Here is a 12382-nt window from a genome sequence, read left to right as displayed (position 1 = left end):
GAGGTTGCTATGGAAAGTGGAGCGTTCAAGCAGCCGATTTTCGTGAGGGACGACGGCTTCGTTCTTCGAAAGATCGAATGTCTCATGGATGCGATAGAGTTTTTGGAGGAATGGCCTGTCGAAAGGCGCGGCCTTCTGCACGCAGCTGCGTGTGAAACCTGCTACTCCGCGTATGATGGCCGGAAGTCTGTCGAGGCGGCGCACAAGACATTTACGACTTGGGCACGCAGGGTCAGGGTCATCGAGGATGTCCCGTTGGCGCCATCGTGGATGACAAGACCGAAGATCGGCCCTGTAGATCGCCTTACAGAAGTTGGCCGCTGAATTCGCTGCGAGGGTTCTCGGGCCGCCGGCCCGCCGAAGATTGCATCGAAGACCAGCTGCGAGCCTGACCTTTCAACCACTGCTTTTGCGCTCGGACGGCTCCAGTGCAAAGGCCCATGGGCGTCCGCACGCGCGTGCCACATTGCCGGCCAGCCGGCTGAAGGTCTTTTCCAGCTGTTCCCCGGTCTGGTCTGCCATGCACGTCACTGAGCGGGGCTGGCCAGCTTCTTCCTGGTGCGGCTTTGTCGACTTGCCCTCAATCGCAAGGCCCTGACGAACGCAATCGCGCCCATGTCACAGCCATGGCGGGAAGGACCGTTTGAGCTGATGATGATTTTGGCTTGTTGGACGGTGAGCCCATATTTGCGGGCGAAGGTCTCGACGTCGTAGGCGTCGACCCAGTTCTCGATATCTTTGCTCATTCTGTCCCATGGATGGCCGAAGGTTTGTCACAACGCCGCAGCGGGTGCGAGGTTGCAAAGCCTCCGAACAGAAAATCGCGGCCCGGTGTAGCGGAGCCCTGCCTGGCACCCGGCGCTGCGCACAGGGTCTAGCTTCCTGATCTGGTTTGACCCGCCGTGGGCCACCCTCACGTCCGAAGCTGAGTGCATTGCTTAACTGGCTTTATCGAGCACGTCGCGGATCTTGGCCACGAGTTCTTCAAACGAGAAGGGCTTGGAAAGAAGCTGGACGCCCTTGTCGAGCCGTCCGTGGTGGACGATGGCGTTGCGCGAATAACCCGTGGTGAACAGGGCCTTGAGGCCGGGCCGGAGTTCGGCAGCCCGTTTGACAATATCGGCGCCGGTCATGCCGCTAGGCAGGACCACGTCGGTGAAGATCATATCGATGCGGACATTGTCCTCCAGGAACGCCAAGGCGGAAGGTCCGTCGCGGGCTTCCAGAACGAGGTAGCCGAGCTCCTTCAAAGATTCCACCGTGTAGGTGCGGACATCGAAGTCGTCCTCCACCACCAGGATCGTCTCGCCGGTGGCAGCTTCGGGGACGGGCAGGACCTCCGGGGCATCCTCAATCGACACCTCCGAAAGGAGCCGCGGGAGGTATATCTTGACGGTCGTGCCCTCCCCGACTTCGGAGTACAGTTTGACGTGGCCTTTGGACTGTTTGACGAAGCCATAGACTTGGCTCAACCCAAGGCCCGTCCCGCGCCCCTGCGCCTTCGTCGTGAAGAACGGCTCAAAGGCGCGTGCGAGGGTTTCACCGTCCATGCCGGAACCCGTATCGGAGACGCTGATGGCGGTATATTGCCCAGCCAGCACCTCAGCGTGAAGCGCCGCATAGGCCTCGTCGAGATGGGCGTTGAAGGTTTCGATCGTCAGCTTGCCACCGTTGGGCATGGCATCACGAGCGTTGATTGCCAGATTGAGCAAGGCGCTTTCAAGCTCGTTGGGGTCGGCCTCCGTTTTCCAAAGGCCGCCTGCGAGCACGATCTCGATCTCGTAGATTTCACCCAAGGTCCGATGCAGCATTTCGGACATGCCGCGCATCAGGGCATTGGCGTCGACCGGCTTGGGATCCAAGGGTTGACGGCGGGCGAAGGCGAGGAGGCGTTGCGTCAGTGCCGCCGCGCGTTGGGCACCGGTCATCGCCTGGGCGGTCGCGCGCCGCAGCCTGCCCATCTCCTGCGGCAGATTGCGGTTGAGCGTATCAAGGTTTCCGACGATCACCTGCAGCAAATTGTTGAAGTCATGCGCCACTCCCCCTGTGAGTTGGCCGATGGCCTCCATTTTTTGGGCCTGCCGCAAGGCCTCTGCATTCTGTTGCAGTTCCTGCGTTTTCTGAGCAACCAGTGTCTCAAGATCGGCATTGAGTTGCCTTAGCGCATCCTCGGCGCGCCGACGCTCCTGCAGCTCGCGCTCAGCCGCCTCGAACAGCCTTGCGTTGTCTATGGCGATCGCCGCTTCGCCGGCGAGACCCACAAGGATTTGCTCTGATCGCTCGCCGAAGACGCCCGTTTCGGCATGACCGAAAAACAGGCCTCCAATCACCTCCCCCGACCGTGAGACGACTGGCACCGCGAGGTAGCTTCTGACCGGAAGATGCCCTTCGGGCATGCCCTTGCGCGGCGCGTTTTGGCCGTAGCGGGGATCCTTTGTGATGTCGTCGGATCTCACTATCCCTGTGCCCTCGAACGTGGGCGCAAAGACCTGGGTGTTGCGCGGCATCGGGAATCCCGAGAAGGCTTCGCGAGGAACACCGGAAAGGCTGTAGAGCATATAGCTCTGGCCGGCGGCGTTGACGACGTTGTAGAAGAACGCGCCGAACTGTGCGCCAGTGAGCTCCACGCCGGCATCGGTGACGATCTGGACCAGCTTTTCCAGATTGTTCTCTCGAGCAAGCGCGGCCCCGGCGCGGTTGAGGATCTCAAGCGCCCTGGTCTGCTCCTGGAGGCGCAACTCGGTGTTGCGCTGTTCGCTGCGATCCCGCAGAATTTTGACGAAACCGACAAGGCTGGCGTTGCCATCGAACAGAGGAGTGGTTTCGCCAACCGCCCAGAACCGGCTTCCATCCTTTCTTTGGCGCCAGCCCTCGCTGCCGCCGCGACCGTGAAGGCGGGCGTCGGACAGCTCTTCGGCGAGCAGCGCATCACCGCTTTCCGGGGGAAAGATCCGCGCTAAAGTCTGGCCGAGCATTTCGGCCTCGCTCCAGCCGAGAATGCGTCGCGCGCCTTCGCTCCAAGCTGTGACGACCCCTTCAGCATTCAGTATGATGATGCCGGTGTCGACGGCGCTGTCCAGAATCTGCCGAACTTCTGCGGAGGCGTTTCGAAGCGTATCATTCATCGGAGATCCGGCAGCAAAGGATGTCAGGATGGTTGAGCCCGGGATAGGTTCGGCCACTAGCAGAGCAAGGCTACTCTGGCGCAGTCAAGCCCAGCAGATGCCTAACGTGAGCCGCAAGAGTCTCCGTCAAAAACGGCTTGGCGACGACAAACGTCCGATCGTCGACAACATCCTCCGCCGCGGGGGCATAGCCGGTGATCAACAACACCTTTAAGTCCTTCCTCGTTCGTCGGGCAAGGTCGACCAGTTGATGTCCGTTGACACCGCCCGGCAAATTCAGATCGGTCACCAGTAGGTCGACTGGTTGATCCGAATCGAGCACCGTGGAGGCCTCAACAGCGTTGCCGGCTTCCATGGCGGCGAGACCAAGCTCCTCCAAAGTGTCGACGACGAGCATACGGATCAGCGGCTCATCATCCACGACCAGAACCCTTCGGATGGGCTCCATGCCTGACTGGAACTCACTCATGGGGGCCTCCTGAATTTGCTCCTACGAGAAATCACCCTGCATTCTAAACCCCGAAACCGATCAACGCCGTCCTGACGGGAGAACAGAACGCTCCCACAAAGGGAAGGTTGCCACCGCGGTCGGGACGGTTACCCTGGGATGGCCGTGCTCGTGCGCTGGTGCTGCCCCAACCAAGCATTAGCGGCGCAAATGAAACCTCCGTGCCGGTCGCTGGTTGATACAGCTGCCGGAGGTATTCATCTATGGGTAGAGTTCGAGACAGCGATAGCCGGCGTGCAAAGACGCCCCGCAGCCGCCCGCTCAAGGGGGAGGGACACGGAGGTCAAGCACGTCGTAGACACTCACTCGGTGTCGGAGAGCCAAGCTCGCGAACTTGTCAGGCGCCACGGCAACGATTGGCGTAAGATCGACGAGGCTGCGAAGTCCTACAAGGACGAAAACTGACGCTGTCGTCGATGTGTCAACGCCATTTTTCCCCCTCCTGGGGAAAACCGATGGAGCAATTTAGTCTCCACCCTCAGCCGGCTCTTCCCCTTTTTCTCAGCACACGTTGCCACATTCACCTGTTGCACAACACGCAACCCCATGTCGGGGATGGCTGCTGCCGGCTCCTGCGGTAGGCCGTTCCCTGAAGTTCGAAGCTGATTGGAGTCATTGTGCTGAAGTAGACCTTGATCGAGGAGTGATGCTTCTCCTCGCCCTTAAGCGTTTCGACCTCGCCGACAAGCCTAGGCTTCAGCCACCGCGCTGTTCATTCTTTAGTCCTTCGGAGGCGGCGCAGCGTCGCTTGCAAAGGCGAGATGAAGGACGAAATCCAACGTATCACTGAAATTGTTTCCAAAGGGCCGAGTTCCATTAGCGATGCCTAATTGAATGATGGAACAATTTCGAAGGGACCGGCATTGTTGGTGGAATTCAACGGAGGGCCACCCAATGTCCATCATTGAGAGCATCACCGGCATTTTCTCATCAAAGGAAGAGCCGAAAAAGGCGCGTGCAAGAAAGGCTGCGCCAAAGAGCGCCACACCAAAGAAAGCCTCTGCCAAGTCGTCAGCTGCCAAGAAGACTGGTGCGGCTCCGGCGATGTCGGCTCACTCGAAAGACGCCGCCTCCAAGGGTAAGTCAGGACGGCAGAAGGCGCCGGCCAAAAAGAAGGCAGCTCACTGACCGAAGACAACCTCGCGGAAGCGGGTTCTCCTTAGCGGACGGCTTTGATACCGCGTCGACGCTGCGTCGGCCACTAAGGAACATTCGTTATCGGCCACTGTTCTTCTCTGACCAGGAGGAACAACTATGGCAGACGATAAGACCCAACGAGACTTTCGCGACCGTGATCGCGTATCGGCCGCCGAGGATTATGAGGTCCGCCATTTCGCCAAGCAGTACCGGATCAGCCCCGAGCAGGTGCGCGAGCTGATCAAAGAACACGGCAACGACCGTAAGACGTTGGAGCGAGAAGCCAGAAAGCTTCGCGGATGACGAGGCTTGCAGAGCTCGGCCCTCCGAAACGGGTGACGGTGCACTCCCCGCCCGGCTCGAGGGAGGATTCCGACTTCTATCGGTGCGAAACGTGCGGCCAGTTCGTCGACTGCAAAGACATCAGACAGGTAATGTGGCACCGGTTCCAGGACGAGCATGAGCCGCTGGAGTTGGATGCATGAAGCCCGAAAATCGATCATCCACAGTCCGGCCAGAACGAAGCCGGAAATCTACCTCTGAAGGAACCTTCGACCGCGCGCTGAAGAAGGCCATCAAGGGGACCAAGCCCAGTGATGACGAGGCGCCGCCGGTTCCAACCAGGACCGTGAAGGGGGCGTCGCCGCGCCGAGCGGATAGAGAGCACTCTTAAGATGGCCGCGAACGATCCCGACTGCCGTGCGGCGCTGCAGCTGGTAAGGGCCACGATTGAGGAATATTGCCCGCCGGGCGTGCTTCCCAGCGAAGAGTATATCAATGGCAGGACGGACCATCGCTGCTGGCCGAAGCCGAGGCCCTATCGGCGGCGATCGTTGCTACCGTCAAACGGCTGAGCTCCGACCCGCCACACATGCCACCCACGGCAAGCATGAAGTCGTAAGTGGCCTCAAACGGTAACCGCCTGTTCCCCTTGGCTTTCCGCGCGCTCCCGCCTCGAGCCGGAACAAGGGCTTCGCCCTGGTCGTTGGGTCGGTGACGCATTGCATGAAAACCTAACTGGTTGAAGAGATGGCCGGCGACACGCCGGTTTCCCATCACACTGTAATCGCCAACACGCCGTGGGAGGCTGCCACGGTCGGCACCAAGAAGGACGTCCAGCCGCACAGAGATGAACGAGCATGGGTTCGCGTCACCGAGGAAAGCAGCCGCGCCGTGTATAAGTACGCCTTCAAATAGGCTCCAGAAACAACGGCCTGTTCAAATCGCTGGCTATCCTGGCGGGCGGAACGAGCGACGGATAGGGGCGTTCCTGTTCATGGCTCTAGAAGATGACATTGAAATGGTGAAAGGCCATGTGAGGTTGGGCGAATGGCATTTGGTTCGTCAACACGAACTGATTGCCCAGCTCACGCGCGACGATCTGCCGGCAGCCCAAGCCATCGATTTCCTCCATCAATTGGAGGACATGCAGGAGCTGCATCGAAAGCATTTGGCGCGGCTCCAACGCAAGGCTGCGGACAATGAACTGTTCACCTCGCAACGGGCCGCTCTTGACCCCGAGGCAGCGGGGCACAGCGCGGACGCGTCGAACTAGATCCGATAACCCGCATGCCAGGGATGATTCATGCGACGCCAAGACTTGAGGCAAGAGCATCAGCCGGTTGGAGCAGGTAGCTAGTCAGGAATGGGGCGATACCGGAAATGGTCGCGAATATGCTCGTTGAAGAAGCGACCTTTGACAAACGCAGAACGGAACGCGACGTAGGTCTCAGGGGGTACCTCCTCAAAATCGTAGCGCTTGCCGCTGCTCACGAACCAGACTGACAGTGTCCTGCTCGCCGGATCGTACTCGGTCTTCTTGATCGAGGTGGACGGCATTGGCATACCCATCGTTTGCATATCGCCAACGATCGGAACCAGTTTTTGTTTCAACAACACGAACTGTAACGCCACCCATGAAGACGACAGCCACTTACGACTCGGCGGCGGGCACATTCACGCTAGAGAAAGGCATCTGGCGAGGGACGTTTCCGATTGTCGACCTGCAGAAGTGGTTCCACTTCTATCGCCAGCAAATGGAGCGTTATCCCGCACATGCGGGATCGTATGCAGAGGATGTGAAAGCCCTGGAGGCGCTGGCGGCTGAGTTGCGTGGGCGACAATAGAAGAGCCCGCACCGCGGGGAACGGTGCGGGCTGATGTCGGGGGAATACCGACCCGACACGACGCGTGCGGGGTTTTGGGAGGGGATTGCGTCGCGGCTACCAAACCTCGGTCTGACTGGAATGTTCCGCCGAAACTGAGGCTCGCGCGCCTCGTGCCCACAGGTAGTGATGCGAAATCCGAGCCCGGCTCGCAGATCGAGGGTGACACAGGATTGTGCGAGCCGGGCCTAGCCGCCGACAAGCGGTTTCAAAAGCCGGCGGTGAGCAAAGTTGGTCGATAACCCCTCATACTGCAATGAGGACTGAGGTCCGATTTCGCTCCTTGCGATAGTCTATCTTTAACGTCGTGAAAGAGCCCGCCTGCCATTGGGCGCTAGACGGGCTCTTTATCGGGCCTCCCTGCGGGCAACCGCAGTTTCCAGTGTGGGGCTGGTTGCGGCTACACCCCACCCGACGCGGTGCGCGGATGGAAAGCAGCCCAGCCGGCGCGCCACCTGTTTGTTCAACCGCACACCGCGCCCGATGTTCCATTAGCAATTGCTTGACTAAGCCGCCCGTCGCTCCAGACTCTTTTTATGGCGAAGGGCTTATTCAAGATCGGCGATGAAGTCGAAATCCCCGCGACTGTGCGCCGGCGTGTCACGGAGGACCGTGTAAGCGTTTCGATCCCGACCTATAACCAACCCCATTCGATCATCGAGACGGCCAAGGTGACGAAGGGCCAGCCAATAGAACTGGTCGGCGACGTCACGCGCGCGATGGGAACCAGTTCACCGTCAATCTCGGAGTGCCTGTGACGGTGAACGCCGGCACCCTCAGGCTGGTGACACGTTATGTCCCTCCGAGGCGGAAGAATCCGCTGGTTGACGAGGCGAGCTGAGGGAACGGTGATCTATCGCCCGAGCGGCAGCTTAGACATCGACAGCAGCTCGGCCTCGTCTCTGATCCCCGCCAGGTAATTTGCCAGGAGGCGAGATGCGAGGGCTTCGCGTCGCTCAGGTGATTGATGTTCGTCCTTCAATTTATCGAACATGCGACCGAGCAGCGCGACTTCTGGAGGACTGAAGACGCCCGCCTCTCTGACTTTCTGGTAAATTGGCATGAGGTCCTCCCAACACCGGCCGAGCCCTCAAACGCCATTAACTGATCTCTGACATGGTCAGTTGTCAATCAAGGAAACCCGCCGATGCAAGCCAGCAGGGGAAGGTGTCCCGCACCGAGCGCCACGGAGTCAGATGCCATGGCGGACTCCTGGGGACTGCGGGTCTGGCGGGCTGCTCGCTACCCATCCTGTCGTGAGCCTTCGTTCCATTTCGTTACAAAAGAGACAAATCAAGTGCCGCGGGCCTTGTAGACTCCGCAGCCGAGGGAGAGCGCTCCGGGTTCCGGAGCCCGACACGACGCTTACACCTAGCGAAAGGCTATCGTCGCGTCCGAGCATCCGCTTGGCATGTTCCCGCCGGAATCAATGTCGATCTTTCAGAAAGCGCGCCTCGCGAAGCAGGGACGGCCAGTCTGTGCCGATCAGGCCAACCAGCTCCCGCGCCCGCTCTTCTGAAATTTCGGCCTCTTTGACGAGGCGAGGGATTAGCAATTCGGCTTGGCTCGGAAAGTCTTCGCCGTTTTCATCGTCACGTATCATCCATCTCCGTCGCTTCAGCAGAAATGGAGCGGCGTGGAGAAGGTTTCGGGCGTCTTGCTCAATGTAACAGATTGTGAAAAAGCCCGCCGGCCGAAGCCGACGGGCAGGTGCTGGAGTAGCCTGGGTGCGCAAGGTTGGCAACGTACGCGGCAGGCCGATCAGGGAACTACAAAACGCGTGCGTTGTTCCCCGAGGACTCGAGCCTCGACCCTCAGTCGCATTGGTCCTGAGACAAAGGTCTTGCCTGGCAATTCATAAGTCCGGAGCCGGAAACATCTTCCGGAGATGGTCATTGGAGTGCGCCGGCGAGCATAGTCCCTTCATCGCCGGTTCAGGAGCGCCCGCCGTACCTGCGAAACGGCGGGGGCCCCATTAGCTTAAAGCGCCGGATTGAGTCCAATTAGGCTCAGGCCGAAATGAATTCGTACGCGCCCCTAAATTGTTCGTATGCAAAGTATCTTTTGGGCGCTATGATGCAGCTTGCCGTAGGGGAAGAGTATGGCTGCGCACGAACATCATTCGGTCGAGATCATCCGAGAAGCCAAATGGGCGGTACGGGTCACCGTCTATGGCAGCACCTTGACTTTCCCATTCGAGGCGGAGGATTACGCTCGCTCCTATGCTGACGGTCAAGCATTCCGTCTTGACGTTCAGGTGACGGAGCTCAAGAAGTCGGCCTAAGGGCCGCTCTGAAGCGGCCGACATCTGGCGCAAAGCCGTCGCCGGTAATGGAACGCGGTCCCGTACTCACTCGCCAGCGGCGTTCTCCGCTCCAATCTATGAGGCTGCTTTTGATGCACCGCTCCCAGAAGGTGGACCGACTGGAATGTCCCGAAGCCTGTTATTCCTGAGCGGCCACTTGCCCGGATGAACGAACGGCCGCTTCTGAGATCGATCCGGTCAGGCTGAACGACCGACATGAGGGCGCAAAGCGGATGTCGCAAGGCGTTGATCGTGATTCCGCCAATGACCGTCTTCGGAAGTCTCATCGCTACGAAATCGTCGAATAAAGAAGAGCCTGCATGTGCTCTGGCAGGTCGAGCTCGCCGCGCGCCTCGATCTCCAAAAGATATCGGGCTTTGGCCGCGCTATCGTCCGGGCTGACCACAGGATAGGCGCAGATAGCCAGCAGCGCCCCCTCCTCGTCTCGACTGGCTCGGTCGTAACTGCTGCTTGCAGCCTTCTCGTGGACAGCCCTGCCGAGCGCGGCATATGCCGTCATGTGAGCTTCGATTAGCGCCCGTAACTTGCTGGGCGGCGGCTCTGCGGCGCATGCTGTTTCCGCCACTGCCGAGGCAAGGACAACGGCGCTGGAGTGGACGAGCAAGGCGCGGCGATTGATCCTGGTCGTAGTGATCTCTCCTCTTAATTTGATGCCAAGCTTCCGCGAATGTCGAGGACATTGCGGGCAACGTAACACGACCGCTCGCGCGGTTATGTCAGGATGAACATAAATGCCCCTCGGCAAACCTAATGCGAGCCATCACGGATCCCCGATCAGGTGCAGGAATTGATTTCAAGGGCTTGGCGCGAGGCGCAAAGCACCGTCTCTCTTAAGGACGAAAGCGTGCGTGCGGAGCAAGGAAGTGAAGCGGTCGGCGGGCGGAAGTCCTTCAGGAATGGCGCCGCCGCGCGCGCAGCAATTGTCGATAGCCGCGCTCGACCATACTGAGGCCATCGCGCACGAGGCGATGCGTCTGGTATCGAAAAGCCGAGTCGTGCCAGTCGGCGGCGCTGACCAGCCGCCGGCCAAACAAGGTGGTCGCGACTTCGAAGTGGGATGCCTTCTGGTCGCGGCCATCCAGGCATCGAAGCATGTGGCCGAGCCGGCGACGCTGGGCCGCAGTCAAGCGGGCGTCGGGAAGGTGTTGCCTATGGATTGAGCGAATGAACCGCTCGATCGCCTTGAGACGTTCGTGCGCCATGTCATCGAGTGGAATTACGGCGGCAAGCGGCTCACCTGGCCGCGCATCCTCGAGAAGCGCCAGTTGCGTCCGGCCCAGCAAAGAACGTGCGTGAAGTCCGATCTCGTCATGCCGGCCCCCGGCAAGCGGAAGGTCATAGGCGCCGCCCTGCCCTGCGCGCAGATCGCGCGGAACCTCGATAAGATTGACGATCCCAGGGTCGATCTCAGGCGCCCAATAGACGGGCTGCTCGACCGCGGACTGATCAGGCCGGGCGGCGAAACTGCAAACCCCAGCGTTTGCGCAACGCGCGCATGGCCTTGGCAGAGCGGGAGGCGGCGAAGTCCTGCTGATACTGCGGATTGCGTCGCAGGAACTCCCAGGCGACCACATCGGCTGCGGCGCCGTTGAGGAACGCATATGCCTGTGGGTCACGCCACTGCGATGTATCCGGCTTCATCCGCATCCTTCCCTTCTCAAGGATCTGATAAGGGGATGCGGCGTTGAGCGAAATCCTTGGATTCCGTCATTGACGAATGGACGGGGAGAGGCCTCAGCGCCGAGCGGTCAGGCTAGGACTTCCGCGAGCCTATTGGCTAGTGCCTTGCAGTGTCCTGAATGTCTGCGTCCAGGTGCGATAGGCCTCATCATCGCCTTGGCTCCACGCAGTGAAGGCGCGCCAGGCGGCGAAAGACGAGGCGGGCTGCTCGAACAGAGCGCCAATCGACTGATCGCCGGCGGCCCAGCCCGCGGGGCGATCGCCTATCGGTTCATGCGCGAGACGCCGCAGATCGGCCAATGCCGAGCGGATGTGCTGCAGCGGAAATTCGCAGAGGTCGGTGTTGTCAGTCGCTTCCCGACGACGAGGAAGCAAGCCATCTGGAACATAACTTCAGGCGCATTCTGAAGGCAAAGTGCATGCACCTGGGCACGCCTCTGCAATTGATCCGGGAGAAAACCATGCTGGTAACCAAACAGGTGGGAGACCAGCAGGACGCAGCTACCAAGGCCTGGAATTTCTGTACCGCCCTCTACTATAAAGGTAATCGCACTATCCCCTGGCGGCTCGTCGAAGACACCGCGAAGCTCCGCTCCTGCTACATTGGCATCGGCTTTTACAAGAGCAGGGATGGCGAGACCGTTTCATCCAGCCTTGCCCAAGTCTTCGACGAATTCGGCCATGGGATCATTCTCCGCGGCACCCCGGTATCCATTGACAAGCAAAACCGCCACCCATACCTCACCGCCGAACAGGCCTATCGTCTTCTGACCGACGCACTCGAAGAATACGACAAGGCGCTCGCGCATATGCCGGCCCGTATCGTGATCCATAAGTCCAGCCACTTCCGTGATAGCGAAAGGGAAGGGTTCCTGCGCGCGTTGGAGGAGAAGGGCGTCGGAAGCAAGGATTTCGTCTCGATAACCGACACCGACATCCGCCTATTTGGCGATAACAACTACCCGCCTAAACGGGGCACGCTCCTAGGCCTTTCGGAAGACGAAGGTATCCTCTACACGCGCGGAATGGTCGATTTCTACAAGACCTACCCTGGGATGTACGTCCCTGCCCCGCTTAGGATCACGGCCTGCGAGCAGGACTCGTCACTGGAAAGCCTGTGCAAGGAGATCCTCGGCCTCACGAAGATGAACTGGAACAATACCCAGATGGATGGTCGGCTGCCCATTACCCTCGAATGCGCGAAAAAGATCGGCGACATAATGAAGTATGTCGGTCCGACCGAGAAGCCGCAGGTCAGTTACAGCTTCTACATGTAGCTAACGGTGATGCTGGCAGGCAGGTGATCGAAACTGGCTTCGCCCCTCAAGTTGTCCCGGCCTGAGGCAGGAACACAGGCCAAGCATCGTCAGCGCGACTGGAAACGGCGGCTGTTGGGAAATTTCAGAATGTGTCCGGATGACCGGAATTGGCGCATTGATGC

The 12382-nt window shown here is 59.7% G+C and carries 18 protein-coding genes; 9 read left to right on the top strand and 9 right to left on the bottom strand.

The features are described 5' to 3' along the window. Window positions 1-9 precede the first annotated feature (9 nt). Window positions 10-324 (top strand): DUF982 domain-containing protein, encoded by a 315-nt coding sequence (locus LB572_RS27920; RefSeq protein ID WP_224670024.1) that lies wholly within the window; start codon window positions 10-12, stop codon window positions 322-324. Window positions 325-527: 203 nt separating this feature from the next. Here LB572_RS27920 and LB572_RS27915 read toward each other — a convergent pair whose 3' ends face one another. The 3 genes from LB572_RS27915 to LB572_RS27905 form a co-directional block, all read right to left on the bottom strand. Next, on the bottom strand, window positions 528-746 hold the full coding sequence (locus tag LB572_RS27915) for a hypothetical protein (RefSeq protein WP_140804033.1): 219 nt from the start codon (window positions 744-746) through the stop codon (window positions 528-530). 192 nt (window positions 747-938) lie between these two features. After that, a complete protein-coding gene (locus LB572_RS27910) occupies window positions 939-3125 on the bottom strand; it encodes an ATP-binding protein (protein ID WP_224670023.1) in 2187 nt (728 codons plus the stop codon). A 70-nt stretch (window positions 3126-3195) separates the two neighbouring features. Then, on the bottom strand, window positions 3196-3594 hold the full coding sequence (locus tag LB572_RS27905; protein WP_224670022.1) for a response regulator: 399 nt from the start codon (window positions 3592-3594) through the stop codon (window positions 3196-3198). Window positions 3595-4527: 933 nt separating this feature from the next. On the opposite strand from LB572_RS27905, the gene LB572_RS27900 reads away from it, so the two are divergent. The 4 genes from LB572_RS27900 to LB572_RS27885 all read left to right on the top strand — a co-directional run bounded on the left by LB572_RS27900 (window position 4528) and on the right by LB572_RS27885 (window position 6325). Further along, the gene (locus tag LB572_RS27900) at window positions 4528-4761 is read left to right on the top strand and encodes a hypothetical protein (protein WP_224670021.1); all 234 of its coding nucleotides are present in this window, start codon (window positions 4528-4530) and stop codon (window positions 4759-4761) included. Between the two features lie 126 nt (window positions 4762-4887). Further along, window positions 4888-5073, top strand: a complete 186-nt coding sequence (locus tag LB572_RS27895) for a DUF3606 domain-containing protein (protein WP_224670020.1) — start codon at window positions 4888-4890, stop codon at window positions 5071-5073. A gap of 726 nt (window positions 5074-5799) precedes the next feature. Further along, a complete protein-coding gene (locus LB572_RS27890) occupies window positions 5800-5967 on the top strand; it encodes a hypothetical protein (protein WP_224670019.1) in 168 nt (55 codons plus the stop codon). Window positions 5968-6046: 79 nt separating this feature from the next. Next, window positions 6047-6325, top strand: coding sequence for a hypothetical protein (locus LB572_RS27885; RefSeq protein WP_224670018.1), 279 nt, complete (start codon window positions 6047-6049; stop codon window positions 6323-6325). 80 nt (window positions 6326-6405) lie between these two features. Here the strand turns inward: LB572_RS27885 and LB572_RS27880 are convergent, their stop codons facing one another. Continuing rightward, window positions 6406-6669, bottom strand: coding sequence for a KTSC domain-containing protein (locus LB572_RS27880; protein ID WP_224670017.1), 264 nt, complete (start codon window positions 6667-6669; stop codon window positions 6406-6408). A gap of 17 nt (window positions 6670-6686) precedes the next feature. On the opposite strand from LB572_RS27880, the gene LB572_RS27875 reads away from it, so the two are divergent. Beyond that, the gene (locus tag LB572_RS27875; RefSeq protein ID WP_224670016.1) at window positions 6687-6896 is read left to right on the top strand and encodes a hypothetical protein; all 210 of its coding nucleotides are present in this window, start codon (window positions 6687-6689) and stop codon (window positions 6894-6896) included. A gap of 575 nt (window positions 6897-7471) precedes the next feature. Further along, window positions 7472-7693 (top strand): hypothetical protein, encoded by a 222-nt coding sequence (locus tag LB572_RS27870; RefSeq protein WP_318014077.1) that lies wholly within the window; start codon window positions 7472-7474, stop codon window positions 7691-7693. 95 nt (window positions 7694-7788) lie between these two features. Here LB572_RS27870 and LB572_RS27865 read toward each other — a convergent pair whose 3' ends face one another. Together LB572_RS27865 and LB572_RS27860 are read right to left on the bottom strand one after the other, a co-directional pair. Continuing rightward, window positions 7789-7998, bottom strand: a complete 210-nt coding sequence (locus LB572_RS27865) for a hypothetical protein (RefSeq protein ID WP_140804022.1) — start codon at window positions 7996-7998, stop codon at window positions 7789-7791. 363 nt (window positions 7999-8361) lie between these two features. Next, entirely contained in the window at window positions 8362-8538 is a 177-nt protein-coding gene (locus tag LB572_RS27860) for a hypothetical protein (protein ID WP_224670015.1), read from the bottom strand. Window positions 8539-9036: 498 nt separating this feature from the next. On the opposite strand from LB572_RS27860, the gene LB572_RS27855 reads away from it, so the two are divergent. Continuing rightward, window positions 9037-9219 (top strand): hypothetical protein, encoded by a 183-nt coding sequence (locus tag LB572_RS27855; RefSeq protein WP_224670014.1) that lies wholly within the window; start codon window positions 9037-9039, stop codon window positions 9217-9219. Between the two features lie 310 nt (window positions 9220-9529). Here the strand turns inward: LB572_RS27855 and LB572_RS27850 are convergent, their stop codons facing one another. The 3 genes from LB572_RS27850 to LB572_RS27840 form a co-directional block, all read right to left on the bottom strand. Continuing rightward, window positions 9530-9760: a hypothetical protein gene (locus tag LB572_RS27850; protein ID WP_224670013.1), complete on the bottom strand. Its 231-nt coding sequence runs from the start codon at window positions 9758-9760 to the stop codon at window positions 9530-9532. A gap of 391 nt (window positions 9761-10151) precedes the next feature. Continuing rightward, window positions 10152-10463 (bottom strand): DUF2285 domain-containing protein, encoded by a 312-nt coding sequence (locus LB572_RS27845; RefSeq protein ID WP_263498396.1) that lies wholly within the window; start codon window positions 10461-10463, stop codon window positions 10152-10154. Between the two features lie 244 nt (window positions 10464-10707). Further along, a complete protein-coding gene (locus tag LB572_RS27840) occupies window positions 10708-10902 on the bottom strand; it encodes a transcriptional regulator domain-containing protein (RefSeq protein WP_224670011.1) in 195 nt (64 codons plus the stop codon). A gap of 500 nt (window positions 10903-11402) precedes the next feature. Between LB572_RS27840 and LB572_RS27835 the strand changes: the two genes are divergently transcribed. Continuing rightward, window positions 11403-12218 carry an argonaute/piwi family protein gene (locus tag LB572_RS27835; RefSeq protein ID WP_224670010.1) on the top strand — a complete coding sequence of 272 codons (816 nt, stop codon included), beginning with the start codon at window positions 11403-11405 and terminating at the stop codon, window positions 12216-12218. Window positions 12219-12382: the final 164 nt, after the last annotated feature.

The organism is Mesorhizobium sp. BH1-1-5 (assembly GCF_020165615.1).
Classification (GTDB): domain Bacteria; phylum Pseudomonadota; class Alphaproteobacteria; order Rhizobiales; family Rhizobiaceae; genus Mesorhizobium.
The sequence above is the reverse complement of the archived record's forward strand: the minus strand, read 5'-3'. Positions and strand labels throughout refer to the sequence as shown.

Excerpts from the sequence above, each read along its gene's own strand:
- LB572_RS27920 (WP_224670024.1), top strand. The coding sequence starts at position 10 with ATGGAAAGTGGAGCGTTCAAGCAGCCGATTTTCGTGAGGGACGACGGC.
- LB572_RS27915 (WP_140804033.1), bottom strand. The coding sequence starts at position 746 with ATGAGCAAAGATATCGAGAACTGGGTCGACGCCTACGACGTCGAGACC.
- LB572_RS27910 (WP_224670023.1), bottom strand. The coding sequence starts at position 3,125 with ATGAATGATACGCTTCGAAACGCCTCCGCAGAAGTTCGGCAGATTCTG.
- LB572_RS27905 (WP_224670022.1), bottom strand. The coding sequence starts at position 3,594 with ATGAGTGAGTTCCAGTCAGGCATGGAGCCCATCCGAAGGGTTCTGGTC.
- LB572_RS27900 (WP_224670021.1), top strand. The coding sequence starts at position 4,528 with ATGTCCATCATTGAGAGCATCACCGGCATTTTCTCATCAAAGGAAGAG.
- LB572_RS27895 (WP_224670020.1), top strand. The coding sequence starts at position 4,888 with ATGGCAGACGATAAGACCCAACGAGACTTTCGCGACCGTGATCGCGTA.
- LB572_RS27890 (WP_224670019.1), top strand. The coding sequence starts at position 5,800 with ATGGCCGGCGACACGCCGGTTTCCCATCACACTGTAATCGCCAACACG.
- LB572_RS27885 (WP_224670018.1), top strand. The coding sequence starts at position 6,047 with ATGGCTCTAGAAGATGACATTGAAATGGTGAAAGGCCATGTGAGGTTG.
- LB572_RS27875 (WP_224670016.1), top strand. The coding sequence starts at position 6,687 with ATGAAGACGACAGCCACTTACGACTCGGCGGCGGGCACATTCACGCTA.
- LB572_RS27870 (WP_318014077.1), top strand. The coding sequence starts at position 7,472 with ATGGCGAAGGGCTTATTCAAGATCGGCGATGAAGTCGAAATCCCCGCG.
- LB572_RS27865 (WP_140804022.1), bottom strand. The coding sequence starts at position 7,998 with ATGCCAATTTACCAGAAAGTCAGAGAGGCGGGCGTCTTCAGTCCTCCA.
- LB572_RS27860 (WP_224670015.1), bottom strand. The coding sequence starts at position 8,538 with ATGATACGTGACGATGAAAACGGCGAAGACTTTCCGAGCCAAGCCGAA.
- LB572_RS27855 (WP_224670014.1), top strand. The coding sequence starts at position 9,037 with ATGGCTGCGCACGAACATCATTCGGTCGAGATCATCCGAGAAGCCAAA.
- LB572_RS27850 (WP_224670013.1), bottom strand. The coding sequence starts at position 9,760 with ATGACGGCATATGCCGCGCTCGGCAGGGCTGTCCACGAGAAGGCTGCA.
- LB572_RS27845 (WP_263498396.1), bottom strand. The coding sequence starts at position 10,463 with ATGGCGCACGAACGTCTCAAGGCGATCGAGCGGTTCATTCGCTCAATC.
- LB572_RS27840 (WP_224670011.1), bottom strand. The coding sequence starts at position 10,902 with ATGAAGCCGGATACATCGCAGTGGCGTGACCCACAGGCATATGCGTTC.
- LB572_RS27835 (WP_224670010.1), top strand. The coding sequence starts at position 11,403 with ATGCTGGTAACCAAACAGGTGGGAGACCAGCAGGACGCAGCTACCAAG.